Here is a 26,383-nt window from a genome sequence, read left to right as displayed (position 1 = left end):
ACATGAGCAGCAAACTGAAGAACTTTGGCCTTATCGGATTAGGCGTGGTAGCTGGCATCGCAGGTTCGATGCAATTCGAGGCAAGCGCACAGAAGAGCGGCGCCCCGCTGCCGCTCGAGGAACTGCGCCAGCTATCCGAGGTGTTCGGGCTGATCAAGACCGATTATGTCGAGGCGGTCGAAGACAAGAAGCTGCTTACCGAGGCGATATCAGGCATGGTCGCTTCCCTCGACCCGCATTCCGCCTATCTGGACAAGAAGGCATTCAAGGAATTGCGTGAAGGCACGCAGGGCAAGTTCGTCGGCCTCGGCATCGAGGTCGGCATGGAAGACGGCTACGTCAAGGTCATTTCCCCGATCGAGGACTCGCCGGCATTCAAGGCCGGCCTGAAAGCGGGCGACCTCATTACCCGTCTCGATTCGACCCCGGTCAAGGGACTGACACTCGACGAAGCGGTCAAGCGCATGCGCGGCGAGCCCAACACCAAAATTACGCTGACCATCGCCCGCAAGGATGAAGACCGCCCGGTCATCGTTACCATCGTGCGCCAGGAAATCCGCGTGCAGAGCGTCAAGTCCAAAGTGGTCGAGCCCGGATATGCCTGGCTGCGCGTTGCGCAGTTCCAGGAGCCGACCGTGGACGACATGGTCAAGAGGATCAATGCCATCTATGCGCAGGAGCCGAACCTGAAAGGCCTGGTGCTGGACCTGCGCAACGATCCGGGCGGCGTGCTGCCGGGCGCGATCGGCGTGTCGGCCGCCTTCCTGCCGAAGGATGTGCCTATCGTCTCGACCAACGGCCAGCTGCCGGATTCCAAGCAGACCTATTACGCGCGCCGCGATGCCTACACCTCGTCGCGTATCTCGACCGGCGACCCGCTGGCCAAGCTGCCCGATGCGATCAAGAAGGTGCCGATGGTAGTGCTGGTCAATACCGGCTCCGCTTCCGCATCTGAAATCGTCGCCGGCGCGCTGCAGGACTACAAGCGCGCCACCATCATGGGCACGCAAACCTTCGGCAAGGGCTCGGTGCAGACCATCCGCCAGCTGTCGGCCGATACCGCCGTCAAGCTGACGACAGCGCGCTACTACACGCCGAACGGCCGCGCGATCCAGGCCAAGGGCATCGTCCCCGACCTGCTGGTCGATGAAACCGCGGACGGCGACGGCCTGAACGGCCTGCGCCTGCGTGAAGCCGACCTGACCAAGCATCTGTCGAACGACAAGGAAAAGGACGAGGCCGCCCGCAAGCTTGACGAGCTTGAGGAAGAACAGCGTCTTGCAGCACTTGAAAAGAAGCGCAAGCCCCTGGAATTCGGCGGCAAGGAAGACTTCCAGCTGGCCCAGGCGCTCAACCACCTGAAGGGACTGCCGGTGCAGCTGTCCAAGGCACCGAAGGTGGAAAGCAAGAAGGAAAACACCATCAACGATGAGAAGAAGAATGGCAACGGAAACGGCGCCGGAAACGGTGACAAGAAATAAGCCGTCTTCACGGTAACAATCCGCACAAGGCCGCAGCAATGCGGCCTTTTCTTTTGCGCGGCCTTTCCATCCCTGCACGCTATCTCGCGCATGATGGCTATCGGTCCGCACCCCCGCTGCGCCGGGTTAAAAATGCTAAGCTACGGCGACTGTTATCTGCCTACGCCTCTTGCACCCCATGAACGACAACCAGCTGCTCCGCTATTCCCGCCATATCCTGCTCGATGAGATTGGCATCGAGGGCCAGGAAAGACTGCTCGCGGGTCATGCGCTGATCATCGGCGCGGGCGGACTGGGATCGCCGGCGGCGTTCTATCTCGCCTCGGCCGGCATCGGGAAGATCACGCTGGTGGACAACGACACGGTCGACCTGACCAACCTGCAGCGCCAGATCCTGCACACCACCGAACGGGTCGGCCTGCCGAAAGTGGAATCGGGCCGGCAGACGCTGGCGCAGATCAATCCGGAAGTGGAAGTGATCGCGCTGGCCGAGCGCATCGAGGGCGCGCGCCTTGCCGAACTGGTCAGCCGGGCCAGCGTGGTGCTCGACTGCAGCGACAACTTCGCCACCCGCCACGCGGTCAACCGCGCCTGCGTCGAACATCGCGTGCCGCTGGTGTCGGGCGCGGCGATCCGCTTCGACGGCCAGATTTCGGTATTCGACACGCGCCGCGACGATGCGCCCTGCTATGCCTGCCTGTTCCCGCCCGACCAGCAATTCGAGGAAGTGCTGTGCTCGACCATGGGCGTATTCGCGCCGCTGGTTGGCATCATCGGTGCGATGCAGGCGGCGGAGGCATTGAAGCTGGTTGCGGGCATCGGGGAATCGCTTGCAGGACGGCTGCTGCTGCTCGATGCGCGCAGCATGGAATGGAACAGCATACGGGTGGGGCGCGGCGCGTCATGCTCCGTATGCGGCAGGAACCATGCTGTCAATTCGGCTGACGCCAACGCGGCGGCCGGAGCGTCATCAAAGTCAAATCAGCGTTAGCGCATTGCGCAAATCCGCAACCAGATCATCCGCATGTTCGACCCCGACCGATAGCCGCAGCAGTCCGGGATCGATGTTTCGCGCGAGGCGCTGGACTTCTGGCAGTGATCCATGACTCATGGTCCATGGCTGAGCGATGAGGCTCTCCACCGCGCCCAGGCTTTCGGCCAGCGCAAAAATTTTCAGGCCGGACAAGAAGCGCAGGACGCCTGCTTCATCCGTATCGAGGCGCAGCGAGATCATGCCGCCGAAACCTTGAGGAAACTGGCGCTTGGCCAACTCGTGCTGCGGATGGGATTCCAGGCCCGGATAGATCACTTCACGCACGCCTGCCTGCGACGCGAGCCAGGCCGCGATCTGCTGTGCATTCCTGCAGTGCTGCTGCATGCGCAACGGCAAGGTACGCAATCCCCGCACGACGAGGAAACTGGAAAACGGATCCAGCACGCCGCCCACTGCATTCTGCAAATAGCCGAGTCTCTCTGCCAGTTCGGGCGTACGAACGATCGCCGCTCCGCCGACGACATCGGAATGCCCGTTCAGGTATTTGGTCAGGGAGTGCACAACCACATCAAAGCCGTATCGTATCGGCTGCAGCAGATACGGCGTTGCGAAGGTGGCATCCGCGACAGTCATTGCGCCTGCCTTCCGGGCGGCATTCACTATGGCCTCCAGATCCACGATCTGCAGCAGCGGATTGGTGGGCACTTCGATCCAGACCAGTTTGGTAGCGGGCGTGATCGCCTCGCATATCGCAGCCGTATCGCCGGCCGGCACATAGCGGATCTTCAATCCGGCGGAACGCGTCCGCACGCGCTCGAGCAAGCGCCAGGAACCGCCATACAGATCATCGACCGCGACGATTTCATCGCCGGCATTCAGCAGCTCGAGTACGGTGGAGATGGCCGCCAGGCCCGATGCAAACGCGAACGCTGCGGCCCCGCCTTCCAGTTCGGCAAGGGCTCGCTCCAGTGTCTGGCGGGTCGGATTTCCACTGCGCGCATATTCGAATCCGCCATGCTTGCCCGGCGCCTGCTGCGCGAAGGTGGAGGAGAGATAAATGGGCGGCATGACCGCGCCGGTTGCGTCCGGCGTATAACCGGCGTGGACAGTCAAGGTATCGGGATGAGTCATGGGAACTCCTTTTCAGAGGGTGGAGGCGGAACGGACAATCCGGCAAGGAATGTCAGGCGGAAGCCTGCAGCCGCCGCTCCATGCGGCGCTGAAGCGCTTCGAAAGCGAGGCTGATGAGCCAATAGATCACCGCGGCCGTCATGTAGAGCGGCAACGGGCGGAAGGTAACGGCAATCATTTCCTTGGTCGTCAGCATCAGTTCCGCGACAGTGATGACCGATACCAGCGACGTATCCTTGATCAGGCTGAGCAGGGTATTGCTGATGGCCGGCACCGCGCTGCGCAGGGCTTGCGGAATGACGATATAGCGCAGCGTCTGGGCATAACCCAGCCCAAGGCTGTAGCTCGCAGCCCACTGGTCGCGACGGACAGCCAGCACGGCGCCGCGAATGCTTTCCGACAGATACGCGCCTGCGTTCAGGCTCAATGCAAGAATGCCTGCACCGATCGGCGAGAATTCGATGCCTATGCCCGGCAAGCCGTAATAGATCACGAAGATCTGCACCAGCAGCGGCGTACCGCGCATCAGGCTTACATAGGCAGCCGCCAGTCCGCGCACGATCTTCCACTCGGTGATGCGGGCAATGGCAAGCGCGAATCCGAGCGCCAGGCCCAAGAACATTGATGCCAGCGCGAACAGCAGGGTTTGGCCCAAGCCGCGCAACATGACGGGAAGCGCAAGGCGCAGCAACTCTAAAACATCCATTTGATCATCAATCAGGTATTGCGAAGAGACTGGCTGAGAAGAATGCAAGCCGAATGCAAGCGCATGCGAAGAACGTCATACGCATGTGTGCCAATCAGTCTCTGGAAAAGATTTTGCAGAAAGACTTTGCGAAAAAGACCAAGCGCCCATCTACCACCTTCAAGGGTAGATGGGCGGGCAGCAGGTCATCGTTGAAAAGGGCTGCGTACCGCTATGTGTTCAGCGGCCTGCGCCATGCAAGACACAGGCGTGCCGGCCGCTTGCACAAGAGCCGTCGCTGTCGGCCACCCTCAGTTCAGCTGCCTAGTGGCTGATCGGAGCCTTGCTGACATCCCGGCCGAACCATTTCACGGAAATCTTGCTGAAGCTTCCGTCGGCCAGGGCTTCCGCCAGCGCCTTGTTGATGGCAGCCTTGAATTGCGGATTGCCCTTCTTGAACGGTATCGCCATCTTTTCAGTCTCGCCCACGACGGCGCCGGCCTTGAGCGGCAGGCTGGATGTCTTCAGCAGGTACGACACCATGAGGCTGTCGTTGACCGCTGCGTCGATGCGGCCTGATGCAAGGTCTTGCAGGTATTCCGGTGCGCCCGGATAGCTCTTGACCTCTACGCCGGAGATTGCCTTGACCTTCTGCTCGAAGTTGGTCCCCTGTCCGACGCCGACCTTCTTCCCTTTCAGGTCTTCCAGGCTCTTGAACGTGGATGGCTGGTTCCGGTGCACGATGAGCTGAGGGTTGGAGATGGTGTAGGGCTCGGAGAAGTCGAAAACCTCCTGCCGCTGCGGCGTCACGCCCACCTGATTGACGATGACATCGTATTTGCCGGCACTCAGGCCAGCCAGTATGCCGCTCCATTCGGCCGTGATGAATTCGGGCTTGAGTCCGAGCTTGGAAGCAATGAGTTTGGCGACATCGACATCGAAACCGCTCAGCTCATTGGTCGCGGCGTCTTTGAAATTGAATGGAGGGAAGGTGCCTTCAAGAGCAATTTTCAGCGTGCCGCGCGCTTTTGCGGTTTCCAGCAAATCCGCTGCGGACGCTTGCATTGCGGCTGCCGTAAAACCAATGGCGAACAAGCACTTCATCACCCCACTACGCATACGATTTAACAAAGCTACCCCCTATGAAGAAATTTTTATTTATAAAAACTACATTCTAGGGAAAGCAATCGATACATGACAACAAATTTATTTGCATATCGACATGCCCTTTCCGGCGAATTCGATGCTTGACCACCAAGCTCATTTAATGACGAAAACCGATTGTGCTTATGCAAAAACCTTCTGGAACCGCCTCATTTGCAGTGCCACACAAGCCATTCGGATCCGGACGTTACACGCGCCTGCTTCCAGAAAATTCTTTAACGCTTATCGAGCATTCAATAATGAAATTAGGAACTTCCACTCTTTGGTTATCAACCATCACCAGTCTGGCCAAGCGCAGCACGCGAGAGCAAGAGCCCGCAGACGACGGCCATGCTTCGTTCAGTCCAGGCTTAACGCCCCCTTCTCCACAGTTACCACGCCAGAAAAAACGTCCCGACAAAAGTGCCAAGTCGGGCAAGAATTTAAGCCGCTTCTTCATGCGACACAAATCGAGTTCTCGTTCTGCAAGTTCCCCTGTCGCGGTACAGGCCAGAGAGACAGCATCCTCCCCCGCTTCAACATCCTCGACCAGAGCCGATGAATTTGTACTACCAGAAATACTTGATTTCGGTGAACCTTTGCCGACAAATTGGGATGAATTGACTAACATGCGCCCGATGACGGGCAGTGCAGAAGAACATCGCGTTGAAAGAGATTACGCTCCGCTTGCTGCATCCCGGGTACCACCGCAATCAATCTCCAACGAAGGGCCGCAGCAAGACGGAGAAGCCTCTCTTCACGGCATATCCGTCGAAAAAAAGAAAACCGCCGATTCTTCATTGAAGCCGCTGTCCGTTCGAGACAAAGGAGCTAGCGAAACAACTGCATCCCGTCCCTTCCCTCTCGATTCCGGAACACCGCCGGCTGAGCAAGGCGCAGTCATCACTGCAGACGGAATGTATGACCGTACCCAACTCCACGGATTCGTCGACCGGTTCACCGATGCTTGCACCGCCGTACTTGACTCGATTGATGGCGACAACAAACAAACGCAGAAACAGCGGCAAGACCTGTTCAGCCAGCTTGAAGCCATCAAGGCAATTCCTCCGGATGAAGCCGAAGGCAATGTCATTACGCCGAACCTGGCGATCAGGGACCATATCGCCGCCGCCGCCGACATGGCCTACACTTTGGCTGGAAAAAGTATGCTGGGGACAGGACAGCACCCTGATGCAAATGCACGCCGGTTTTATGCCGCCATGGCTTCGAACCTGGTTCAGCTCAAGCGCACTGCCTTGTCTGCCGCTGCGCCATCGCTGGCAAAAAACTGGGCTGCACGGGAACTGGCGAGAATGGAGAACAGCGTTCCGACCATCGATTACATGTCGCGCAGCATGCTCGCGGACGATGCGGGCCTGGGCATCAGCCACGATTTCGGCCCTGCCGGCGTGGGTGCTGGTGCAAGCCGCAACAAAACCTTCTGGTTCGATGACGACCGGGATGCCAACTACTGGAACGGCTATGGCGGCAGCCTATCCGCTACCGGGCCGGGGAGCTGGCTCATGGGGCTGCAAGCCTCGATCAGTGCCGAAGCAGGCAGTGTGTACTTCGAAACCGACTCGATGGAAGAGATACTGAGGCTGGTACTGAACCACGATGCCAATCACCCGGCAAACCGCCTGTTGATGCAGTCCGCCGCACCGCGCATGCGTGAAGCGATCACACGGCTCAGGAGCTCACGGCAAACTCTTGAGCGTGCATTACTCGGCCGCATCCATACCGAAGAATCCGACAAGCCTCACTATCTAAGCGATAACAAGATCAGCAAGGGGGTTAACCAAACGCTGTTGCATCTCCATGCAGAGGCTCTTGATGGTTTGAGTCGCTCCTCGCAACCGTCGAATGCCAATGAAGTGTCCGGTACGCAGCAGCCGGGCGTTTTCTCGGAGCTTGTCAAACAGGCCTTTCCATCTCCGTCCGAGCGCATTGCCAGGAACGAGGGCTTTCCGGATTTCCTGGGTGCGACCATTCCAGATTCCGACCCACTTGGTTACGGCAAGGCCCCATACCGGAACTATCGGATTGCGGCAACGGCGGGAATGAGCAAGTTCCATGGCATTGCAACGGGTGCAAGCACAGGCGCCGGGGGCGCGGTCACTCTCAGTGCCAATACTGCCCAATTCCATCTGCGGAATGTGGAGCCCTCCAACAGGCTCCTCGATCCGGATTATCACGCCGATATGGCGCTTACCTTCAAGCTCGTCAACCAGATCAATGCCAAGCGAGGAAATAGTCCTCGCATGCATCTCTACCGGAAAGTGAATGAGCAGTTCGGTGTGCCATCCGAAGACAAGTTGAGCTTGTCGAACACTGATCAGCATTATTACGGTCCGGATGCCGATATTCCCGACTGCTTTCGCACAGCCATTGCGGGACCGCAAAACGTGGAAGGGGCAAAGCAAAGAATCAACGCTCTTGAAAAATATTGCGCCGGACTGCATCAGACTTACATCGACTTCATGAACTCCGCCGCGCACATCGCGGCAAAACCCGACCACTTCACTTACAAGACGGTACTTCCCAAACTCACCCAGCTTAGGCAAGAGGCATTTAATGACATCAACAGCACTGTCTGGGGTGCTGTTGATGGAACGCCAGGCTATCCGCCCGGAATGCAGGCGGCATTGAAAAACCCTGACGCATTCATTGCTGCGAGCCACGATGCCATCGGTCTCGCGCTCGGCCTCGCCGGCATTTATCTGGCAATTGCCAAGCGCAGGATGACACAGCTAGACACTGGGCTGGAACCTCCGCAACGAAATGATTGTGCACGAGCGATCCATGATGCAGATACCGCTTACATGAAGATGAAAATGGCGCTCAACCAGACAGGCCTGCCAATGAAGAGAGAGAGCGTATTCCTGCTTGACAATACCCTTGAAGATCGCGGTACCTCGCAGCGGCATAATGTCATTGCCCAGGTATCCGGAAGCGGCGGCTTGTCGCTTAACATCTTCGAGTCTGCAGCGGAGCAAGCCGGCGGAAGCATGGAAGGGTACAGCATCAGCAATGCGGCCGGCACGGTGACGGGCGCAATACGCTTGCGGCTCCAGCATGCGGACTCGCAGATCAATCCCAGCCGGCAAGGGCAATTCATCGAATTCAAGATTACCTTGACGGCCGGCGCTCCGGTTATTGGGGAAGCGCTGGTCACTGCGTTGATGACGGGACTGAAGAGGATATATTCCAAATCATCCAAGGCGGATGATTGGGCGCGGCAGCAGGCTTCGCTTGTCGAACAATTGCAGGGAACGGTATGGAATGTTTCTGCCGGCGCCGGAGTGACCGGACGGCTGAGAAGGTTTCCCAATGCCGCCGTATCGGATTTTCGTCTGCAGTTCATGCAGGTGCATGATCAGAAGTCAGGCGGAGCTTCCATCGGCATTCCATTGCCTCATCCAGGCGGCGTTACCTCGCTTGGCCTGAACCGGCAGCACACCTTGCAGAATGTCGTAACGGAATACATGGGGGCGGATATCAGCTATCTGATGCTGCAACACAAGAAACTTGAGCGTGTGATGAAACGCGCGGCCTCTATCGCAGCGGAGCATGGCGCCGATGAAAACGAAGTGCTCAGAGCAATTTTTACAGGGAGTGCCGACTCCGGCAAGCCATGGCATGAAGCTATTTTAGTGAACCATGGTGGCACCTGGGTCGCGGAGAGTTACTTCGGGATCGGCAGCATGATACCGAGACTGATTGACGATTACCTTGACTACCTTCACTCAGAAACACCGGCTGGACAAACGGAGCAAAGCGGAAACAACCCGGATAACTCTCGCTTCGAGAACGAGTTCCACCGCTACTATGACAGCAGCTCGCAAGAAGAACCCTTCCGCCGAGTGGCCGAGATCGCGCGCGAGGCGAAGCATCATGCGCCGGGCTCGACATTCCATGCAAGAAGCGGGACCGGAGAACGCGCCGATCCGTTCATGGTGCCGCCCAGCCTGCGGACGCCTGTCGCTGCACCGCATTTCCCGTCTGGACAGGATTGGAATCAAGTGAAAGACACAATCACCGGTTGGGATACGCTGCAAAAGCGCATCGATTACTACTGCAGCGACCAAGGCCGGCCGGTTCTCGACTGGTTCATCCGGATCGTCGAAAATACGCGGGCAATCCACAACCTGTCACGGCATCGCGCCACCAAGACCGAGTACGGATTCGAAACGCGGATCAGGAATCTGGGCAACGATCGCCGCGTGCTCACGAAGAGAGACCGGCCTGCATCCTCCGCCGGGGTCGATGACGGTAGCGGTAGTCAAACTGCCTGACATGCGATTCAATCCATGCCGGTGGCGCTCATTGGTACTCAATCGAGCATCAGCAGCGCCCGCATCGAACAGCCGTTCAAGGCCTGGCTCAGACTCGATGCGGAAAAGCTGATGACGGCCTGCCGCAACGCACCGTCCGCATTGTCGTCATCGACTTCGTCATCGTCGTCCGCCGCCACATGCATCTGGCGTGCGGCAATCCCGCGGTAATGCCGGTACAGATCGAAATGACGCCCTTCGATGCGGCTGATGCGGTTCATCATCGCGGCATCCTCGGGCGTGAAGTCCTGCGCTTCTCCAACGTCGACTGATGTGTGCGACAGCGCGCCAGAAGCGGTACGTGACTGGCGGCTGTCGCGCGCTTCTCCGGTCACCGCATCACCGCAGCCGAACAGCGGAATCGCAACCAGTACCATCGTCACCAGATCGGCAAGGCGTCTTGAGCTAAGCATGAATGTTCATCTCCCTTGCCGTGATTATTTTGTTTTTCAGGCAAGGTCTCTTTGGCTTGTGTCAACCGGCCGACATGGCCTGACTTCGGCTTGTGCAAGCTCAATAAAAAACGACGACCGGACGTGCCGACGCCATGCAAGGGCCGATGCTACAATCGACCGGCCTTCCCAACGTTGCCTTGCCTCCATGTCCCCACCCGACCTTGCCAAGCTGGTATTCCTGTCCGCGATCTGGGGCGGCTCCTTCATCTTCCTGCGCATCGCCGTGCCCGAAACCGGTCCGATGCTGACAGCCGCATTGCGTACCGGCCTGGCGGGAGCGGCGCTGCTGGCATTCGCCTATGCCACCGGCGTGCGCATGGACTGGCGCCGCAACTTCAAGCCCTTTGCCATCGTCGGGCTGTTCGCCGGCGTCATTCCGTTTTCCTGCTTCTCCTTCGCCGCATTGCATCTGCCGGCCGCGCACTCGGCGGTGCTCAACGCCACCGCGCCGCTGTTCGGCGCCGTGTTTTCCGTGATCTGGCTGGAAGAGGCGCTGACGCTGCGCAAGCTGGCCGGACTACTGCTCGGCATCGTGGGCGTGGGCATCCTGGTGGGCATCGGCACGGTGGCGATGCGCGCATCCACGCTGCTGGCGATCGCCGCCTGCCTGGCCGCGGCCGCGTCGTATGCGATGTCGAGCATCATCGTGCAGAAGACCGGCAAGCCGGGCGGCATCCACCCGATCGCGATGGCGACCGGCTCGCTGGCGCTGGGCGGCATGATCATGCTGCCGGCCCTGCCCTTCTCGCTGCCGCCGGCCATGCCTTCCGGCCTGGCGCTGGCCTGCATCGCGGCGATGTCATTGCTGTCGTCGGGCCTGGCGCAGGCGATCTTCATTCCGCTCATCGTCAAAGTCGGACCGACACGGGCGATGTGCGTGTCCTTCCTGATCCCGCTGTTCAGCATGCTGTGGGCTTTCATCTTCCTCGGCGAATCGGTAGGCTGGTCGACCCTGGTCGGCGGCATCGTGGTGCTGCTGGCAATGGGCCTGGTGCTGACGTCGTCGCACGCCAAATCCCTGCCGCGCAAATCATGACGGCGCGCCCGGGCCTTGCCGAACGCAGCCCCCTGCTCGCGGCGCTGGGCATCTCGCTGGGGGCGGCCATCTCGCTCGGCCTGTCGCGCTTTTCCTATGCCTTGCTGCTGCCGCCGATGCGGGACGATCTCGACTGGTCGTACCTGCTGGCCGGCGCGATGAACACCGCCAACGCCTTCGGCTATTTCCTCGGCGCGCTGGTGACGCCGGCGCTGATGCGCCGCTTCGGCGCGCAGGCTGCCCTCATCGGCGGCGCCGTGCTGACCGCGCTGTTCATGCTGATGTCGGGCTTCGTCGTCGAAGCCTCGCTGCTGCTGGTGCAGCGGGTGCTGGCCGGCGTGGCGAGCGCCTTCATCTTCATTTCCGGCGGCGTGCTGGCGGCGCGGCTCGGCGCGCTGCATCCGAAACGCGCCGGGTTCCTGATCGGGCTGTATTACGGCGGCACCGGCTTCGGCATCGTGTTCGCCGCGCTGCTGGTGCCTGCGGCGATCGGTGCGGCAGCGGCACAAGCCCGCGCGCATGCTTGGCAATGGGCGTGGCTGGCGCTGGGCGCGCTATGCCTGCTGATGACGCTGGCGATGAGCCTGCCGGCACGCAGCATCGACGGCGCGCCGGCGGCGGCCGGCAGCCAGGGCGGCTTCAGCGTCCGCAAATTCGCCTTCGGGCTGGCCGGCTATTTCATGTTCGGCGTCGGCTATATCGGCTACATGACCTTCGTTATTGCCTTGCTGCGTGAACAGGGCATGCAGCAGACCGCCATTACGGTGTTCTATGCCTGCCTCGGCCTGGCGGTGGTGGCCTCGTCGCGCATCTGGGCCGGCATGCTGGACCGTTTCAAGGGCGGACAGCCGCTCGCCATCCTCAACGCACTGCTGGCGGCGGCTACCCTGCTGCCGGTGCTCTCGCATGCGCCCGCGGCGGTGTTTGCATCCGGCATCCTGTTCGGCGCGGTCTTCCTGTCGGTGGTGGCATCGACCACCGCGCTGGTGCGGCACAACCTGCCGCCGCCATCCTGGTCGTCGGGCATCAGCGGCTTCACCACCGTGTTTGCCTTCGGACAGATCGTCGGCCCCACCATCGTCGGCTGGATCTCCGATGCCGCCGGCGGACTGGAGCGCGGCCTGATGTTTTCCGCCGGCGCGCTGGTGCTGGGCGCATTGCTGGCGTCGCGCCAGCGGGCATTGGCGGCATAGCGCCGGCAATCAAGGCCATCGCTGCGGTGTCCGAATCCGGCCAGCGCGACGGATCGCTTTGGCCTATGCTGTGCACCTGTTCAAACGGAGTTGCCATGCGTAGTGCCGATCTCACCCGCCTTCTGATTCTCGCCGCCATCTGGGGCGCTTCCTTTCTTTTCATGCGCATCGTCGCGCCGGTGCTGGGCGCGTTCTGGACGGCGGAAACGCGGGTGGCACTGGCCGGCATCGCGATGCTGGCCTACATGCTGCTGACGCACCAGGGCATGAATTTCGGCAGGCACTGGAAACAGTACCTGATGCTCGGCATCCTCAATTCCGCGCTGCCCTTCTCGCTGTTTTCCTTCGCCGCGATGACGCTGCCTGCCGGCTACTCTGCGATCGTCAATGCCACCAGTCCGCTGTGGGGCGCGCTGGTCGGGGCGCTGGTGCTCGGCGAGCGCATGAACGCGCGCAAGCTGGCAGGTCTGGTGATTGGGGTGGCGGGCGTTGCCTTCCTGGTGCGGCTGGGGCCGGTGGCCTTCACGCCGCAAGTCTTGCTGGCCGCGCTGGCCTGCGTCGGCGCTGCAGTGTGCTACGGCATCGCCGGCGCCTATTCCAAGAAAAAGTCGGCGGGCATCGCGCCGCCGCAGATGGCCACCGGTTCACAGCTGGGCGCTGCGCTGGTGCTGCTGCCCTTTGCGGGCGCCTCGTCGGTGCCCGGAACGGTCACGCCCTTCGTCGTGGTGATAGCGGCGCTGCTGGCCCTGCTGTGCAGCGCGGTGGCCTACTTCATCTATTTCCGGCTGATTGCCGATCTCGGCCCGACCAAGGCATTGACGGTGACCTTCCTGATCCCGCTGTTCGCGCTGGCCTGGGGAGCGATCTTTCTCGGCGAAGCGATCAATGCAAATACCCTGATCGGCTGCGCGCTGGTAGTGCTGGCCACCTGGCTGGTGGTGTTCCAGCCCGCGCCCAAGCCTTCGTCGGCATCAGTGCCGGACGAGGTCGGCAGCTAGCGCGCCGCGCAGCGCATTGCAGACGATCACTTCCTGCGCGCGTTCCAGGTCGCGCAGGCTGATGGCTCGTTCGTCTGCCTGCAATTCCTCGATCAGCACGCTTCGCATCACGCCGGGCAGCAGGCCGCAGGACAGCGGCGGCGTCAGCCAGCGGCCGTCGAGCCTGACGAAGACATTGCTGCGCCCGCCTTCGGTGAGTTCGCCCTTTTCATTGAAGAACAGCATGTCGAATGCGCCCTGCGCTTCGGCGGCCTGCCATGCGGCATCATAGGCGGTGCGGCATGTCGTCTTGTGGCGCAGGAAGAGATCGGTCGAGCGTGTCGGCTGCGGTGCGAGCAGGATGTTGACTCTGTCCGGCAGCGGCGCGAGCGCCCCGCTGCGGATCTCCCACGTTCCGTCCTGCGCCAGCGCGAGGCGCAGCCTGTGGCTGCCCTCCGGCAGACCGGCGCAGGCCTGCTCGAGCGCTGCGCGGATGCCCTGCTCGTTCCAGCCGAAACCGAAATAAGCGGCTGACGCCTGCAGGCGATGCAAATGCCGGTCGAGATGCCGTATGCCCGCCTCCCGGCCGGCATGCATGGTTTCAAACAGCGAGAACGCATTCGGCAGCCCCGTCAGGAAGCGTGCCTTGAGCCTGCATTCCTGGTATTCGTCGGCAGCAACGCTGTCATGCACGATGCCGGCGCCGACGCCCATTTCCCCGCTGCGCATGCCGTCGTCGCGTTCGGGCTGCAGCACCAGCGTGCGAATGGGGACCGACAGGCAGAAGTCGCCCATGTCCTGATCCGGCGCACAGGTGTCGAACCAGCCGATCGCGCCGGTGTACAGGCCGCGTGGCTCGGCTTCGAGTTCTCGGATGATCTGCATGGTGCGCCGCTTCGGCGCGCCGGTGATCGAACCGCAGGGATAGATGGCGTCGAACACCTCCATCAGCCGCGTGCCGGGCCGCAGTTCGGCCTGCACGGTGGAAGTCATCTGCAGCACGCTGCGGTAGCGCTCGACCTGGAACAGCGCCGGCACCCGCACGCTGCCGACCCGGGCGATGCGCGCCAGGTCGTTGCGCAGCAGGTCGACGATCATCAGGTTTTCGGCGCGGTTCTTTTCGTCTGCGGCAAGCGCCTCGGCGCGCTGCGCATCGCGTTGAACATCGTCGCTCGCCGGCGCCGTGCCCTTCATCGGGCGCGCGGTGAGCAGGCCGCGTTCATGCCGCACGAAGAGTTCGGGCGACAGCGACAGCACGCTCGATCCGTCGGGCAATCCGATTAGTGCACCATAGGGCACGGGCTGGCGGGCGCGCAGCCTGCGGTAAAGCGCAACCGGCGAACCGTAGGCATCGAAACGGATGCGGTAGGTGTAATTGATCTGGTAGGTGTCGCCCGCTTCGATATAGGCATGGATGCGCGCGATCGCCTCGCCGAAAGCCTGCTCGTCGATGCCGTGCCGTGCGCCGGCAATGCCGGCCGGCGATGCGTCATCCTTTTGCGCCAGCCACTGCTCGACCTGCTCGCCGGTCAGCAGCTCGCAGCGCGAGAACAGCAACACCTGCGCCGGCTTGCCGGCGCCTTCACGCCCCTCGATGCCCTGCATGGCTGCACCAAGTTCGTAGCTGAACAACCCCACCGCATGCAGGCCTTGCCGCAGCGCCTGCTGCAGGCTCTCCAGCATGGCAGGCAAGTGCGCGGCGTTTTCGCAAATCAGGGTTTCCGCATGCCCGGTGTAGAGGCGCGAACGGGCTTCGCCTGCGGCCGCGCTGCTGTCGTCGAGCAGCGCATAGCAATCGGAAAGACCGGATGAAGGCAAGGCGGGAAGGGAGTCGGAAGCCAAGGAAATCTCTGTTGCAGTGCAGGGCAAGGCGCTATTGTACGGCCGCCTTACCCGCTCGCCGGCGCATCAGCTGCCGCGCTTGGACAGATAGATGCCGAACAGCAGCAAGGCGCCGCCCAGCATCTGCACCGGCCCTATCGTCTCCTGGAAGATCAGCCATGCGGCCACGGCGGCGGTCAGCGGCTGGATCAGCAGGCTCACCGACGACAGCGACGCCGGCAGATGCGCCAGCGCATAGGCAATCACGGTCTGACCGCCGATCTGCGCCACCACCGCCAGCGCCAGCAGCGGCAGCCAGCCCGACAGCTGCGCCGGGAAGAAGCCGCCCGGCGACATCAGCGCAAACGGCAGCAGGGCCAGCCCGGTGATGGTGGTGCTCCAGGCCATCAGGCGCGCGGTGGAATACTGGCTGCGCGCATCCTTGACCACCAGCTGATAGGCCGCGTAGAAAATCGCGCTGGCCAGGCCCAGCCCGTCGCCGATCAGTTTCAGGTCGCCCTGCGCCGGGCCGTTGCCCGCCGCATTCGGCCCCACCAGCATGACCGCGCCCACCAGCGCGAACACCATGCCGACCACGAAGACGCGGGCAAAGCGCACCTTGTAGGCGAGCCACATCCACAGGGCGATGAAGATGGGTGCGAAGTTCGACAGCAGCGTCGCATTGGCCACCGTCGTGTAATGCAGCGACAGATGCCACAGGCCCATGTCGGCGGCGAAGTAGATCCCGGCCAGCACCAGCGAGGCGGCAAAGCCGGTGCGCTTGCCGGCGGCCACATCCTGCCTGCGCACGGCGAATGCCCATGCCCACAGGATGGGCGCGGCCAGCGCCATGCGCCAGAAGGCGGACGCGATCGGGTTGACGTCGGACAGCCGCATGAAAATGCCGGCGAAGCCGATGGCCATGCCGCCCAGGAGCAGCGAAGCGAAGGCGAGTGCAGGGAATTTGTTGGAAGGCGTCATGGGTTGTTGTCTGTGAGAGGCAGCCGCATGGCGGCGGGCGTTCCCGAGTATAGGAGGCTCGCAGTGTAATGAGATTCGGATTTTGCTGCAGGGGTCCGAATGACGTATGTGCGGAGGGGGCTGGGAGGGGGTGGGGCGGAAGGAAATTTGGTCAGGGCCGGTAAAAGTATGGAAGTGTTTGATGGCGACACACCACAATTCGTCAAGGCATTGGGGTTCCCTCCCCTTCAAGGGGAGGGTTAGGGTGGGGATGGGTTAAGCTCACGCAGATACACCCATCCCCATCCCAAGCTTCCACCTCGCGGCTTGCAAGCCACTCCGACTTCGCAGGCGCAACACATGCGTTGCGAAACCCCTGCTACGTCCCTTTGAAGGGGAAGGAGCATTCTTTAAGCATTAAGCGGCTCAGGGCTCTCGCGGCCGAACTCTGAGCCCCTCAAACCAGCAACACCGCAAGCTGCCCCTGCAGATTATCCGTCGGAACCTGCTTGAACCCGCTCTTGGCAAACCGGTGCCAGCGCCCCACCACCATGCAGGCGATCAGGTTGGCCCGGTTGGCCGCGTCCAGGTCGCTGGTCTCCCCCTGGGTCGCCGCCAGTTTCAGCGACTGCCGCAGCGCCAGCTCCACCCTTTCGATGAACTGATTCATGCGCAGCTGCAGGCGCTCGTCTTCATTGACCAGCGCATCGCCGATCAGCACGCGGGTCATGCCGGGATTGCGCTCGGCGAAATTGAGCAGCATGCCGGTGATGGCCTGGGCCTGCGACAGGCCGTTTTCCTGCTGTTCGCTGATCTGGTTGATCAGGCCGAACACCGAGGTTTCGATGAACTCGATGAGGCCCTCGAACATCTGCGCCTTGCTGGCGAAGTGCCGGTAGAGCGCGGCCTCCGATACCTCCAGCCTGGCCGCCAGCGCGGCAGTCGTGATCTTTTCCCCCTTCGGCTGCTCCAGCATCTGCGCGAGTGTCTGGAGAATCTGAAGCTTGCGTTCGCCCGGTTTTGTCGTAGCCATAGGTCTCTTCGTTGTCGTTAGTGGCGCAATCGGTGCAGCATCTCGGGAAGCTGTGTGACGGACTTCACCTTCGCATCCACGAAGGCCGGCCGCCGGCTCAATCGGGCCGGGCGGCGCATGCCGGCCAGCTGCTGGTGATTCGGGCTCGCCGCCAGGTACTGCGTGACCCAGGCGGTGCGCATGCCGAGCGCCTTGGCCGCCTTCAGGTTGTCCGCGGTGTCCTCCACCAGCACGCAGCGGCTGGCGGCAATGCGTTCTTTAGCGAGCAGCTTGCGCAGCATCTGCTTCGACGGCTTGGGCCGCAGCTGGCGGTGCACATGCATGGCCTCGATCGGAATATGCTTGGCGAAATGCCGGTGCAGACCGAGATGGCGCATCACCTCGTGCGAATAGCGGCGCGGCGCATTGGTTAGCAGGATCTTGCGCCCGGGCAGGCGCCTGAGCAGGCGCCCCAGACCGCGCTCGGCGCGGATCATCGCCGACAAATCGTCGAACAGGTGGGCTTCATGCAGGAAGTCGTCCATGTGCACCCCGTGGTGCCGGATCATGCCGAGCAGCGTCGCGCCATAGCGCTTCCAGTAGGCGATGCGCGCGGCATTGACCGTCTCCGGATCGGCCGGCATCTCATCCTGTCCAAGCACCTTGGCCATGTAGGCATTCATGTTCGCGTTGATTGCCGGAAAAATCGCATGTGACGCGTTGTGCAGCGTGTTATCGAGATCGAAGAGCCAGACCGGATTGCGCATGATGAATACATTCTTGAAACTGCCCGGAAAATTGCAAAATTGACCATGGGCGATTGTCGGATGGCCGATGCGCTCCCGCTGCCTGTCGAAATTACATTGGAGCAATAATGCAACAGGGAAGCAATCTGCACAAGTTTTCAGCTGTATTTCCTACAACATTGCAGTGTATTTCAGCCGGAAATTTGCGGAGGCGGTAGCGCGGCAGCTGCAAGGGAAGCCGGAAAGCACGCTGCCCGCGGCATCGGCAGGCGATGTCGCGGGCAGCGTCGGTGACGGCGCCGGTCCTAGCCGGCGCTGCAGCTCGGATCAGTGAGAGCGGATCATGGTGCCGAACGCCTGTTCGGTCAGCACTTCCAGCAGCAGCGAATGCTCGATGCGGCCGTCGATGATGTGCACGGTATTGACGCCGGACTTGGCGGCGTCGAGCGCCGAGGAGATCTTCGGCAGCATGCCGCCGGAAATGGTGCCGTCGGCGAACATTTCATCGATCTCGCGGGCCGACAGGTCGGTCAACAGCTTGCCCTGCTTGTCCTGCACGCCGGCGATGTTGGTCATCATGATCAGCTTTTCAGCCTTCAGGATTTCGGCGATCTTGCCGGCCACCAGGTCGGCATTAATGTTGTAGGCCTGGCCATCCTCGCCGAAACCGATCGGGGAAATGATGGGAATGAAGGCGTCGTCCTGCAGCGCCTTGACCACCGCCGGATTGATCGCGTCGATCTCGCCGACGAAGCCGATGTCCAGGAACTGGCCCGGATTCTCGCGGTCCGGCAGCTTCATCTTGCGGGCGCGGATCAGGCCGCCGTCCTTGCCGGTCAGGCCGACCGCCTGGCCGCCGTAGTGGTTGATCAGCATGACGATGTCCTGCTGCACTTCGCCGCCCAGCACCCACTCCACCACTTCCATGGTTTCCTCGTCGGTGATGCGCATGCCCTGCACGAAGGTACCCTGCTTGCCGATCTTCTTCAGCGCATTGTCGATCTGCGGTCCGCCGCCGTGCACGACGACGGGGTTCATGCCGACCAGCTTGAGCAGGATGACGTCGCGCGCGAAGCCGTGCTTCAAGCGCTCCTCGGTCATCGCATTGCCGCCGTACTTGACGACGATGGTCTTGCCGTGGAACTTGCGGATATAGGGCAGCGCCTCGGCCAGGATTTCCGCTTTGATCTGCGGGGCAACCGCACTCAGGTCGGCGGCGGGAGCGAGTTGATCGGTCATGGTCAGTCCTGAAAACAATTTTTCGCGATTTTACAGGAAACGTTTCGAATTCTTCGTTGATTTACTGGTTTTAAAATGGCGCTTTGCCCACGCATGTTTCGCGTGTTTGACCAAATGACAAGCCGGCCTTTATGAGCATTCCCCCGAACAGTGAATTGGAAGCCCTGCGCCCCGCCCTGGTGCGCTTTGCGGTGTTGCAGCTGCGGAATGACGCTGCGGCGGAAGACGTCGTCCAGGAAACATTGATGGCGGTGCTGGAGAAGCCAAATAGCTTCGCCGGCCAGTCCAGCCTGCGCACTTATGTCACCGGGATTCTCAAGCACAAGATTCTCGACGCGATGCGCTCGAACCGGCGCGAAGTGCAGTTCGATGGGGCCGTCGACGGCTTCGACGGGAATGACCGCCAGTCCGACGCCGACTTCATCGATGCGCTGTTCCGCCCCGACGGCCACGTCGTCGACATGCCGCGCCGCTGGGGCGATCCCGATGCCGCACTGGAACAGAAGGATTTCTTTCGCACGCTGGAGGTCTGCCTGGAGAAGCTGCCGCCGAAGACGGCGCGCATCTTCATGATGCGCGAATGGCTGGAGATGGACACTGCGGACATCTGCATGGAACTGCAGATCAGTTCCTCCAATGCCTGGGTCATGCTGTACCGGGCGCGCCTGCAGCTGCGGGAATGCCTGGACCTGAACTGGTTCGGCCGGAAAAACTGAGGAAGAGATGACCATGTCGATCAAGCCGACTTGCAAGGAAGTTCACCGCCTGGCATCCGAAGGACTGGACCGGGAACTGTCCATGGTCGAGCGCGCGCGCATGCAGGTGCACCTGCTGACCTGCCAGGCCTGCCGCAATTTCACCGAGCAGACGCAATTGCTGCACAAGGCCATGCAGAGGCTGTCGGGACGGGGCGGTGAAGATCAAGACAAGGACGGACCGCAATGAGCACCTGCTCCTCCTGCGGCGCCAGCTTCGAATGCGGCATGGCGGACGGCCCGGCGGACGTGCCGTGCTGGTGCACGCAGCTGCCGACGCTGCCGCCGGAAGCCTATGTGCGCAATGCCGGCGGCGGGAGCGCCGGCTGTTTCTGTCCCGACTGCCTGCGGGCGCTGATCAGCCGCAGCCTGGAACGGCCTGCGGCCGGCGATTCGTAGCCGCAGCAGCCGCGACAGCCACGCGCGTCATGCGCCTTCGCAATTGCGCATTTCCTGCCGGGCGTAAGCGGCCTTGATCTTCTGCACCGCCTTGCTGCTGTCTTCGTCGAGGTCGCGCAGGCGGAATGCCACCAGGTGCGAGCTGACGCTGCGCTGGCCGATGCGCGCGCTGCGCACGCCTTTCTGGTTCAGGTTGGCAAGATGCGCGCGCGCCGCCTCCTCCATCTTGAATACGCCGAGCGATATGCCCCAGCGCAGCGGCGAATTGTCCTGGATGATGAAGAAATCGTCGATGCCGAGGCGGCGCAGCTCGCCAGCCTTCTTCTCGGCGGACTCCTTGTCGGCCTGCGGCGGAATGTAGACCATGTGCGATGCGACTTCCTGCACCGGGCGCTGCGTGACGCGCCGGCCCAGCGCCAGCGGCGCAAGCTGCGCGCTGAAACGCTTCGCTTCTTCCGCATTGAAGTTGCCGATATCAGCGCAGGCCAGCACGGCGGGTTTGGCGACGGACTTGCCGGCATCGCTCACTGCACTGACGGACTGAACCGTAGCCGAAGCCGGCACGGCGCTGACCGGCGCCGGTTCGGCTGCCGGCGGAGCGGCGGGCGTGGCGGGCGTGGCGGGTGCTGCAGGAGCTGCAGGAGCTGCAGGTGTCGTGGGAGCCGGGGCGGCGGGCGCGGCTGGAGCTGCCGCCGGTTTCGGGGCCGCAGGCGTTGATGCCGGCGCTGCCGGGGCTGCCGGTGCGGCGGGTTCGCTCCGGGTCTGGGCCGCATCGCCTGCCGGCGGCTTCTCCAGCTTCAGCTTGTCGGCGTTGAGCTGGTTCTTGACGCGCGCCGGTTCGCGCCCGCTCGGGAACAGCGTCTCGAAATAGCCCTGCTGGTAGGCCAGCAAAGCACCGTTGGCCAGCAGCAGGATAAAGAAGAAGAATTTCAGCATGATGTTTTCATCGCGACGTGATGCAGGCCGATCAGCACGAGATTATCCACGCGCAGGGGCGCAAAGCCCAGATGCGGCGCAATCAGCGGCGCCGCGCCGCCGGACAGAACACATTGCACTTCGCCGTGGTGCTGCCGGTGCGCGCGCATCGCACGCTCGACGGCGCCGGCCTGCGCCGCCAGGCAGCCGCTGATGATGGCCGCGTCGGTATGGTCGGCGAAGGTCTCGGTGATGTTCATCGTTTCCGCCACCTGGGGCAGCTGCGCGGTATTGCGGGCCAGCGACGCGGCCATCAGTCCCAGGCCCGGCAGGATCATGCCGCCCTGGAAGATGCCGTCGGGCGTCACCGCGTCGATCGTGGTCGCGGTGCCGCAGGTGGCCACGATGAGCGCCTTGCCGGGATAGAGCGCATGCGCGCCGATGACGGATGCGAAGCGGTCGCAGCCGAGCTGCGCAGGGTTGCGGTAATGGTTGCGCACGCCCGCCAGGCTGGCGCAGGAGGCGAACCATTCCAGCGGCACCGGCTGCAGGCCGAGCACGCGCACGAGCACCTGCTCCAGCCTGTCGCGCATGCCTTCTCCGGCGACATTGGAAATCAGCACATGCGCAATCTTGTGTCCGCGCCAGGTCTCGCTCAGCGTGGCGAGCTGCGCATGGTCAACCATGCCCGATGCCGTCCACTGTCCAAGCGCCGAAGCGCCGCGCAGGCTGCTCGGCACCAGCGCCCATTTCACTCGGGTATTGCCCGCATCGATCAGCAGCAGCATTTCATGCCTCCTTCGGCCTCAGCGACACATCGCCCGCCATCACGGCAACCTGACCCGCCGCGGTATCGATCAGAAAGCGCCCGCTCGCATCGATGCCGCGTCCGATGCCCTCGTGCAGCACCTTGCCGTGGTCGAGGATGACCACGGCCTGGCCCGCATGCGCGTGCAAGGCGTTCCAGCGCCCGGTAAAGGCGCCGAGCCCTTCGTGTTCGAACTGCACCAGCGCTTCGGCCAGGCTGCTAAGCAGGGTCGCCATCAGCATGTTCTGGTCGAGGTCGGCCAGCCACGGGATGCCGGCCGCAGCCCGCCCGATCTCGGCCGCCATGCGCTCGTCGACGGCGATATTGAGACCGATGCCGATCACTGCCCAGCTCGCATCGTGCGGCACGCTGCCGGCGCCGGCCGATTCAATCAGGATGCCGGCCAGCTTGCGGCCCTGGACCAGAACGTCGTTCGGCCATTTCAGTCTTGCATCGATGCTGAACATGGCCAGCGCCTCGGCCAGGGCAACGCCCACCGCCAGCGGCAGACCGACCAGCGCATGCACCGGCAGATGAAATTTCCATGCCAGCGAAAAGGTCAGCGACTTGCCTTCCGCGGAAAGCCAGCTGCGCCCCGCCCTGCCGCGGCCGGCGGTCTGGCGCTTCGCCTGCAGCAGCACGGGACCGCTGAGGGTTGGCAGCGCCGCCAGCAGGTCGGCATTGGTGGAGCCGGTTTCATCGACGACGCGCACCGTGACCTGCTGGGCAGCAGGCCGGCAGAGCGCGGCAATCCGTTCGGGGGAAAGAGTGTCAGTCATGCTGACATTGTAATGGCATGCCTGAGCGGCGTTGATGCTGATTGGCAACAGCTGGTTTGCAAAACCATCGCAGGCGTCCGAGTCCAGCCTGCGTCGAAAGCAGATGCATGAAAATCGTCAGCAATTACGGAAGAGATGCTTCATATCCTTACAATTCCCATTAACAAAAAGGAAACAACGCTGAATTTATTGTTACCATTGCAACCCGCGGATAGATCGAGGGATGCAAATGTCAGTCAAGGAATCAGTGAAGCAAGCGCTCTACTCAGCTTATACCGGAGCGATGCGCCTCGTATCAACGGAAGCTGCAACGGTGGCCAATGCTAACGAAGCGTGCTTCAAGGATTTCCAGCTGATCGAGATTCCGGAGGTCATGCGCACGCGAATGAATGCGCCTGCCGGTGCGGCTCTGATGCAGCGCTGGTTCAATAGCCCGGCATTTACCATATCTGAAGCAATGATCCATGGCCGTGTCGATTTCCGGGCGATTTCAAGGCAAAACATTGATACCGCAGCTGTGAAAATGTCCTGGGTGGCCGGCTTTGCACGCACGCAGCGAGCACTTGCGATGATGGAAGCACATCACGCTGCCACGCCTGCTGCGGCACGGGAACTCAAGCGGGTACTGATGCGAGCCGGCGCATTGACCAACAAGCGCATGGCTCTTGGTACGTCGCCCGATGTCATTGATCTTCACGAGACAGCCCATCTGAATTTCATGACCGTCGAGCTTGCCGATTCAACCGATCCGCTTGACTGCGCACTTGGGTCATTCAGTCTGCATATGGCGGCAAGCGGCTCGGTCCAGCCCGTCGCAAGAACATCGGCTGGCGCGACACATGAAGTTGAGATTACCGCCCTCCATTTCTATGTGCGAGACAATTATGAATTTTCCGGGGAAGATGAACCTCTCGGCCATTGGGGACGGGATGGCGCAAGCAGAATGCCGAGTTCCGGGAAGGTATTTGTCGAGAATAAAAGTTTCAGGGAGTGGCGTACTCGTCATGGTCGCGGCGGTGATTTCGCACTCTTTTCGGATGTCATGTCCAAGCGGCTCGTCCGTCCGTTGAAGATCACGATTCAGGAAGACGTTATGCGCCGGATACTCAGCCTGATCACCCTGCTGCCTGTTAGCGCCCTGACCGTGTTCTTCTTCATCGGCTATGCAAACGTCACGGATACCATCAGCATGAAAATGGGGGCCTCCGCCATTTACCAAGTCGCCTTCTGGTTGGCCTGCAGCGGAATGGTGCTGCTTTTTACAGGCGTTGCCTTTCGCTTCTTCGCTGCCCGCTGGATCACCATTGCCTCACTGCTGTCATGCGCCGGATTCATCGTCTTTTCGCTGGCGACCTACCCGGCAAACAACGATGCGCACGACGGTCCGGCATGGTCCCGTTCCGTAGATGAGCTTTATGCATTGCTGGCTGTCACCTCATTGCTGCTCCTGCTTGCCGTCTTCGAACCGCGTATTCGGACATTTGTCAGGCAAAGAATGGAACGCGCCTGAAACCAAGTGTTTGTTGTGATGTTCACTGGAACCCGCCATGTGGAATGGTTCGGAACTAGCAGGCGAATATGCGCCCCTTTTCCATTTCTCCCTTAAACTAACGGGATGTCCGAACAGCAAGCCCCCGCACTGAATTTCACCGGCGAACGCCCTTCGCGCCTGGCCGCCATCGGCCAGTGGCAGGTGCACGCGCTGGTGGCCAACGATGCGCTGGCCGGGCTGAGCAGGCAGCTGCGCAAGGCCGCCCGGGATGCCGACATGCAGTGGGATCTGTCGGGCATCGAGGCGCTCGACCATTTCGGCGCGCAGATCCTGTGGAATGCCTGGGGCAAGCGACGGCCGCGCCATCTCATCCTGGCGCCCCAGCATGAAGACACCTTCGAACGCATCGAACAGGCCGGCATGCTGGTGCTGCCCGCGAAATCCAGGCCGCACTGGTTTTCCCCTGCGACCCTGCTGCGCATCCAGCGCAATCTCGCCGGCCATCTGTTTTCCTTCGTGATCCTGATCGGCCAGCTGGTGCTCGACTTTGGCCGCTTTGCGCGCCGGCCGCTGCGCGGACCGTGGAAGGAAATCTCTTCCAACATCTATCACATCGGCTATCAGGCGCTGGGCATCACCGCGCTGGTGGGATTTCTGATCGGCGTGGTGCTGTCCTTCCTGTCGGCCCAGCAGTTGCACACCTTCGGCGGCGACATCTATCTGGTCAACATTCTGGGCATGAGCGTGATCCGCGAACTCGGTCCGCTGCTGGCGGCCATTCTCGTCGCCGGCCGCTCGGGGTCGGCGATCACCGCGCAGCTCGGCGTGATGCGCGTGACCGAGGAGCTGGACGCGATGCTGGTCATGGGCATGTCGCACGGCTTCCGGCTGATCATGCCCAAGGTGCTGGCGCTGTCGATTTCAATGCCGCTGCTGGTGGTCTGGACCGATGCAGTGGCGCTCGCCGGCGGCATGGTGGCGGCCAAGCTGGAGCTCGGACTGTCGGCCAGCTACTTCCTGCAGGCCCTGCCGGACGCGGTGCCGCTGGCCAATTACTGGATCGGCATCGGCAAGGGGGTTGTCTTCGGCGCGCTGATCGCGCTGATGGCCTGCCACTTCGGCCTGCGCATCAAGCCCAATACGGAAAGCCTGGGACAGGGCACCACGCTGTCGGTAGTGTCATCGATCACGGTGGTGATCCTTGCCGACGCGGTATTCGCCATTCTGTTCAAGGGCGTGGGGTTCTACTGATGGCCGCGCCCGTCATCCAGATCCAGAACCTGTGGACGAAGTTCGGCCAGGTCGTCGTTCACCAGGACCTGAACCTCGAGGTGCAGGCCGGCGAGATCGTGTCGCTGGTCGGCGGGTCCGGCTCGGGCAAGACCACGCTGCTGCGGCAGATGCTGGGCCTGGAACATCCGGCGCAGGGCTGCGTCAGGGTGCTCGGCGAGGACATCAACGGCTGCGGCAGCGTGCGGCGCCAGCAGCTGCGCAACCGCTGGGGCATGCTGTTCCAGCATGGCGCCCTGTTCTCGGCCCTGTCCGCGCTCGACAACGTGGCGCAGCCGATGCGCGAGCTGCGCGGATTGCCGGAAGACCTGATCCGCGACGCGGCCCTGCTGAAGCTGGCGATGGTCGGCCTGACGCCGAAGGACGCGGTCAAGATGCCGGCCGACCTGTCCGGCGGCATGATCAAGCGGGTCGCGCTGGCCCGTGCGCTGGCGCTGGAGCCGGAGCTGCTGTTCCTCGACGAGCCGACCGCCGGGCTCGATCCGGACCGGTCGGAAAGCTTCGTGTCGCTGATCCGCGGCCTGCACCAGCAGATGCGCCTGACGGTGGTGATGGTCACCCATGATCTCGATACGCTGTTCGCGCTGTCGAGCAAGATCGCGGTGCTGGCGGAAAAACGGGTGATCGCGATGGGCGCGCCCGAGGAAGTGATCGCCCTGCCGCATCCTTTCATCAAGCAGTTCTTCCTCGGCGAGCGCGGCCAGCGCGCGCTGGAAGTCTTGCGTGACAAGCATTAGG

Annotated in this window: 24 protein-coding genes; 12 read left to right on the top strand and 12 right to left on the bottom strand. The window is 62.0% G+C overall.

Annotated elements, in window-relative coordinates; translation table 11 throughout:
* The first annotated feature begins 2 nt into the window (after positions 1-2).
* Positions 3-1,481, top strand: a complete 1,479-nt coding sequence (locus tag IGW03_RS00210) for a S41 family peptidase (protein ID WP_194720505.1) — start codon at positions 3-5, stop codon at positions 1,479-1,481.
* A 178-nt stretch (positions 1,482-1,659) separates the two neighbouring features.
* On the top strand, positions 1,660-2,472 hold the full coding sequence (locus IGW03_RS00205) for a HesA/MoeB/ThiF family protein (protein ID WP_194720504.1): 813 nt from the start codon (positions 1,660-1,662) through the stop codon (positions 2,470-2,472).
* Here the strand turns inward: IGW03_RS00205 and IGW03_RS00200 are convergent.
* The 3 genes from IGW03_RS00200 to IGW03_RS00190 all read right to left on the bottom strand — a co-directional run bounded on the left by IGW03_RS00200 (position 2,458) and on the right by IGW03_RS00190 (position 5,410).
* A complete protein-coding gene (locus IGW03_RS00200; protein ID WP_194720503.1) occupies positions 2,458-3,606 on the bottom strand; it encodes a trans-sulfuration enzyme family protein in 1,149 nt (382 codons plus the stop codon). The two genes, IGW03_RS00205 and IGW03_RS00200, sit on opposite strands and share 15 nt — an antisense overlap.
* 52 nt (positions 3,607-3,658) lie before the next feature.
* Complete coding sequence (locus IGW03_RS00195; RefSeq protein WP_194720502.1) at positions 3,659-4,312, bottom strand: amino acid ABC transporter permease; 654 nt, start codon at positions 4,310-4,312, stop codon at positions 3,659-3,661.
* Positions 4,313-4,615: 303 nt separating this feature from the next.
* Positions 4,616-5,410 carry a cystine ABC transporter substrate-binding protein gene (locus tag IGW03_RS00190; RefSeq protein ID WP_194721162.1) on the bottom strand — a complete coding sequence of 265 codons (795 nt, stop codon included), beginning with the start codon at positions 5,408-5,410 and terminating at the stop codon, positions 4,616-4,618.
* Positions 5,411-5,694: 284 nt separating this feature from the next.
* Between IGW03_RS00190 and IGW03_RS00185 the strand changes: the two genes are divergently transcribed.
* A complete protein-coding gene (locus tag IGW03_RS00185) occupies positions 5,695-9,729 on the top strand; it encodes a hypothetical protein (protein WP_194720501.1) in 4,035 nt (1,344 codons plus the stop codon).
* Positions 9,730-9,767: 38 nt separating this feature from the next.
* Here the strand turns inward: IGW03_RS00185 and IGW03_RS00180 are convergent, their stop codons facing one another.
* A complete protein-coding gene (locus IGW03_RS00180; RefSeq protein ID WP_194720500.1) occupies positions 9,768-10,181 on the bottom strand; it encodes a hypothetical protein in 414 nt (137 codons plus the stop codon).
* A 187-nt stretch (positions 10,182-10,368) separates the two neighbouring features.
* Between IGW03_RS00180 and IGW03_RS00175 the strand changes: the two genes are divergently transcribed.
* The 3 genes from IGW03_RS00175 (at position 10,369) to IGW03_RS00165 (ending at position 13,450) form a co-directional block, all read left to right on the top strand.
* Positions 10,369-11,259: a DMT family transporter gene (locus tag IGW03_RS00175; RefSeq protein WP_194720499.1), complete on the top strand. Its 891-nt coding sequence runs from the start codon at positions 10,369-10,371 to the stop codon at positions 11,257-11,259.
* Positions 11,256-12,452: a YbfB/YjiJ family MFS transporter gene (locus IGW03_RS00170; RefSeq protein ID WP_194720498.1), complete on the top strand. Its 1,197-nt coding sequence runs from the start codon at positions 11,256-11,258 to the stop codon at positions 12,450-12,452. The genes IGW03_RS00175 and IGW03_RS00170 overlap by 4 nt, the downstream gene beginning before the upstream one ends.
* A gap of 95 nt (positions 12,453-12,547) precedes the next feature.
* Positions 12,548-13,450 carry a DMT family transporter gene (locus tag IGW03_RS00165; protein WP_194720497.1) on the top strand — a complete coding sequence of 301 codons (903 nt, stop codon included), beginning with the start codon at positions 12,548-12,550 and terminating at the stop codon, positions 13,448-13,450.
* Here IGW03_RS00165 and pabB read toward each other — a convergent pair.
* From pabB to argB, 5 genes are all read right to left on the bottom strand, one after another.
* Positions 13,424-15,271, bottom strand: a complete 1,848-nt coding sequence (pabB, locus tag IGW03_RS00160; protein ID WP_228534840.1) for an aminodeoxychorismate synthase component I — start codon at positions 15,269-15,271, stop codon at positions 13,424-13,426. The genes IGW03_RS00165 and pabB overlap by 27 nt on opposite strands.
* A gap of 66 nt (positions 15,272-15,337) precedes the next feature.
* Positions 15,338-16,231 carry a DMT family transporter gene (locus IGW03_RS00155; protein ID WP_194720496.1) on the bottom strand — a complete coding sequence of 298 codons (894 nt, stop codon included), beginning with the start codon at positions 16,229-16,231 and terminating at the stop codon, positions 15,338-15,340.
* Between the two features lie 436 nt (positions 16,232-16,667).
* Complete coding sequence (slmA, locus tag IGW03_RS00150) at positions 16,668-17,243, bottom strand: nucleoid occlusion factor SlmA (RefSeq protein ID WP_194720495.1); 576 nt, start codon at positions 17,241-17,243, stop codon at positions 16,668-16,670.
* Between the two features lie 17 nt (positions 17,244-17,260).
* Entirely contained in the window at positions 17,261-17,989 is a 729-nt protein-coding gene (locus tag IGW03_RS00145) for a pyrimidine 5'-nucleotidase (RefSeq protein WP_194720494.1), read from the bottom strand.
* Positions 17,990-18,295: 306 nt separating this feature from the next.
* Positions 18,296-19,207: an acetylglutamate kinase gene (gene argB, locus IGW03_RS00140; RefSeq protein WP_194720493.1), complete on the bottom strand. Its 912-nt coding sequence runs from the start codon at positions 19,205-19,207 to the stop codon at positions 18,296-18,298.
* 131 nt (positions 19,208-19,338) lie between these two features.
* On the opposite strand from argB, the gene IGW03_RS00135 reads away from it, so the two are divergent.
* The 3 genes from IGW03_RS00135 to IGW03_RS00125 are packed head-to-tail and all read left to right on the top strand — an operon-like array spanning position 19,339 to position 20,361.
* Positions 19,339-19,923 (top strand): sigma-70 family RNA polymerase sigma factor, encoded by a 585-nt coding sequence (locus tag IGW03_RS00135; RefSeq protein WP_194720492.1) that lies wholly within the window; start codon positions 19,339-19,341, stop codon positions 19,921-19,923.
* Between the two features lie 13 nt (positions 19,924-19,936).
* Positions 19,937-20,152, top strand: coding sequence for a zf-HC2 domain-containing protein (locus IGW03_RS00130; protein ID WP_194720491.1), 216 nt, complete (start codon positions 19,937-19,939; stop codon positions 20,150-20,152).
* On the top strand, positions 20,149-20,361 hold the full coding sequence (locus tag IGW03_RS00125) for a cysteine-rich CWC family protein (RefSeq protein ID WP_194720490.1): 213 nt from the start codon (positions 20,149-20,151) through the stop codon (positions 20,359-20,361). The genes IGW03_RS00130 and IGW03_RS00125 overlap by 4 nt, the downstream gene beginning before the upstream one ends.
* Positions 20,362-20,388: 27 nt before the next feature.
* Here the strand turns inward: IGW03_RS00125 and IGW03_RS00120 are convergent, their stop codons facing one another.
* The 3 genes from IGW03_RS00120 to IGW03_RS00110 are packed head-to-tail and all read right to left on the bottom strand — an operon-like array spanning position 20,389 to position 22,863.
* Complete coding sequence (locus IGW03_RS00120) at positions 20,389-21,297, bottom strand: SPOR domain-containing protein (protein ID WP_228534839.1); 909 nt, start codon at positions 21,295-21,297, stop codon at positions 20,389-20,391.
* Positions 21,291-22,064, bottom strand: coding sequence for a type III pantothenate kinase (locus IGW03_RS00115; protein ID WP_194720489.1), 774 nt, complete (start codon positions 22,062-22,064; stop codon positions 21,291-21,293). Before IGW03_RS00115 ends, IGW03_RS00120 begins: the two co-directional genes overlap by 7 nt.
* Before the next feature lies 1 nt (position 22,065).
* Complete coding sequence (locus IGW03_RS00110; protein WP_194720488.1) at positions 22,066-22,863, bottom strand: biotin--[acetyl-CoA-carboxylase] ligase; 798 nt, start codon at positions 22,861-22,863, stop codon at positions 22,066-22,068.
* A gap of 223 nt (positions 22,864-23,086) precedes the next feature.
* Here IGW03_RS00110 and IGW03_RS00105 point away from each other — a divergent pair, with 223 nt between their 5' ends.
* From IGW03_RS00105 to IGW03_RS00095, 3 genes are all read left to right on the top strand, one after another.
* On the top strand, positions 23,087-24,373 hold the full coding sequence (locus tag IGW03_RS00105) for a DUF6402 family protein (protein WP_194720487.1): 1,287 nt from the start codon (positions 23,087-23,089) through the stop codon (positions 24,371-24,373).
* Between the two features lie 105 nt (positions 24,374-24,478).
* Positions 24,479-25,606 (top strand): MlaE family ABC transporter permease, encoded by a 1,128-nt coding sequence (locus IGW03_RS00100; protein WP_194720486.1) that lies wholly within the window; start codon positions 24,479-24,481, stop codon positions 25,604-25,606.
* Positions 25,606-26,382 carry an ABC transporter ATP-binding protein gene (locus tag IGW03_RS00095; RefSeq protein WP_194720485.1) on the top strand — a complete coding sequence of 259 codons (777 nt, stop codon included), beginning with the start codon at positions 25,606-25,608 and terminating at the stop codon, positions 26,380-26,382. The genes IGW03_RS00100 and IGW03_RS00095 overlap by 1 nt, the downstream gene beginning before the upstream one ends.
* The last annotated feature ends 1 nt before the right edge of the window (position 26,383 follow it).

The organism is Noviherbaspirillum malthae (genome assembly GCF_015352985.1).
In the GTDB taxonomy this organism is placed as follows: domain Bacteria; phylum Pseudomonadota; class Gammaproteobacteria; order Burkholderiales; family Burkholderiaceae_D; genus Noviherbaspirillum; species Noviherbaspirillum malthae.
The sequence above is the reverse complement of the archived record's forward strand: the minus strand, read 5'-3'. Positions and strand labels throughout refer to the sequence as shown.